Consider the following 2,492-nt stretch of genomic DNA (forward strand, 5'->3'; position numbering starts at 1 on the left):
CTTCAACGGCGATGGCCGCGTGGACTGTCTGGCCAGCGTCTCCGACGGCGGTGGCCACCTGCTGCGAGAGAGCAACTACAACCTGGGTTCCGAATCGCTGGTCACGACCTCGTCGCAGCTCGGCTACACCACGCACACGGCCGACATCGTCTTCGCGGACGTCAACCGCGATGGCCGCGACGACATCATCCGCTGGGCCGACGATCCCACGCAGAACAAGATCTACCTGAGCAACGGCGACGGCACCTACCGCCAGTCGACCGGCTTCAACCTCAAGACGGCCAACGACCTGCTGCAGCGCAGCGACAGCGCGGCCGCCTTCGTCACCGGGAACTTCACCGGCCGGGGCGACGTGGAGATCCTGCGGATGCTGGGATCGCCGACGCCGGGCGACGGCACCAGCAACCAGCTGTACGTCCGCCAGGGTTCCACGCTGCCGCCGGACCTGCTGGTGGGTGTGACCTCGCCCCGCAACCTGCGAACCACGCTGACCTGGGTGCCGTTGGCCAACTCCACCAGTGGCGCACTCGGCCCGCGGTACACGAGCGACCGCGGCACGGCGAACGCGGCGGTGTTCCCGCTGTACGACAGCATCGATTCGTCGTACGTCGTCGCCACCGTCACGCGCGACAGCGGCGTCGGCAGCGGCCAGGTGATCGAGGAGTTCAGCTACCGCGGCCTCAAGCTGGCCCACGACGGGTATGGCCCGCGCGGCTTCCGCGAGGTGCGCCGCCAGCGGCAGGCGCCCGACGGCACGGTGCTGACGCAGGTACTGCAACAGCAGCAACGCCATCCCTACATTGGGCTGCCGGTGCGCAGCGAGACCTGGCGCAGCACACTCGACCAGGCGTCGGGGCTGGTGCTGTCCAGCGAAGTCAACGTGCATTGCGAGAGATCCGCCGGCGCAACTGCCGAAGCGAACGCCACGGCGGACGCACCGTGCCCGCTGGCGGCCGGCACGCGGATCCTGCGGCCCTATCTCTACAAGACCACCAAGACCGGCAAGGAGCCGGCCACCGGGGAGGCGTTGCCGGTCACCACGACCACCAACCGCTTCAACGACAACGGCGACCCGACGCAGGTGGACACGCTGACGAGCGGCAACGCGGCCGGTGTGGCGCAGACCGTCACGTCGACGGCGAAGTACGTCTATGCGGCCGACAACATCGCCGGGGACAACTGGTTGCTCGGCCGCCGTCAGGGCAGCACGCAGACGAATGTGGCGCCGAACAGCCTGGCGGCGGTCGGTGCGAGCRCTGGAACGGCAGCCGGTGCGAGCGCCACGCGCGGCACCGCGCCGGCGGCCGCGCTGAGCGCACCAGCCTTTGCGACCACGCAGATCGGGCAGAGCAGCGGCGCCACGGCGACGCTGAGCAACACCGGCGGCGTGGCGATGAACCTGACGGTGCCGACCGCTGCGGCGGTGTCGTCGGCATCGGGCAGCGAGTTCGGCTTTGCGGGCACGACCTGCGGTGCGAGCCTGGCGGCGGGTGCCTCGTGCACGGTGACCGTGAGCTTCACGCCAACGGCGGCCGGTGCGCGCAGTGGCGGGTTGAACGTCAACACCGAGCTGGGCGTGAAGTCGGCGGTGCTGTCGGGCACGGGGCAGGCGCCCTCGGGCAGCCTGAGCGCCATCGACTTCGGCAGCGTGGCCGTCGGCAGCGCGCCGACACTGACTTCGACGCTCGCTAACACCGGCGTCGGCCCGCTGAGCATGACGGTGCCGGCAGCGGCATCGGTCAGCGGTACCGACTTCGGTTTTGTCTCGACGACCTGCGGTAGCTCGCTGGCGGTGGGCGGCAACTGTGCAATCACCGTGCGCTTCCAGCCGACAGCCAACGCGGCACGCAGCGGCAGCGTGAGCATCGGCACGGGGGCGGGGACGCTGTCTGCGGCCCTGAACGGCACGGGCCTGCAATCGGTGATCGCGGTGACTGGCAATGGCGCCGCTGGCCTGACGGCGCAGAAGGGCGGTGCAGCGGGTAGCGGCACGGTGACCTTCACGAACAGCGGCAACCAGGCGGCGACGCTCACGATGTCGGGCCTGAGCGCACCTTACTCGGTGAGCCCGGCAAGCTGCGCGGCGCCTGCGGGAGGTACCTGCGCCGTGACGGTGTCGATGGCTACGAGTGGCGCGCTTGGCGCGCAAGGCAGCCAGATCCTGGTGGCCACGGGTGGCACGACCGGTGCGGTGTCGGCCGCCGTCGCGGGCACGGTGTACGGCTCGAATGTCTATCTTTCGGCTAACAACGCCTCGGCGCTCAGTGCATCGAAGGGCGGCGCTTCCGCGAGTGGCACTGTGAGCTTCTTCAACAGCGGCAACCAGGCCGCCACGTTGACGATGTCCGGTCTCAGCGGCGCGTACTCGGTGGCCCCTGGCAGCTGCAACATCGATCCGGGCACGGCGTGCACGGTGACGGTCACGATGAGTTCGGCCGGCCCCATCGGCTCGCAAGGTGCCCAGACGTTGATCGCCACGGGCAGCACCAACG

The 2,492-nt window shown here is 69.7% G+C and carries 1 protein-coding gene; it reads left to right on the forward strand.

The genetic code is table 11. From position 1 onward, the window contains the following. Window positions 1-19: 19 nt before the first annotated feature. Window positions 20-2,492, forward strand: a 2,473-nt coding sequence (locus AC1D15_RS26730; protein ID WP_477828383.1) for a choice-of-anchor D domain-containing protein, incomplete at its 3' end; no start/stop codon positions are given.

The sequence above is a fragment of the Rhizobacter sp. P2_H2 genome (assembly GCF_056403375.1).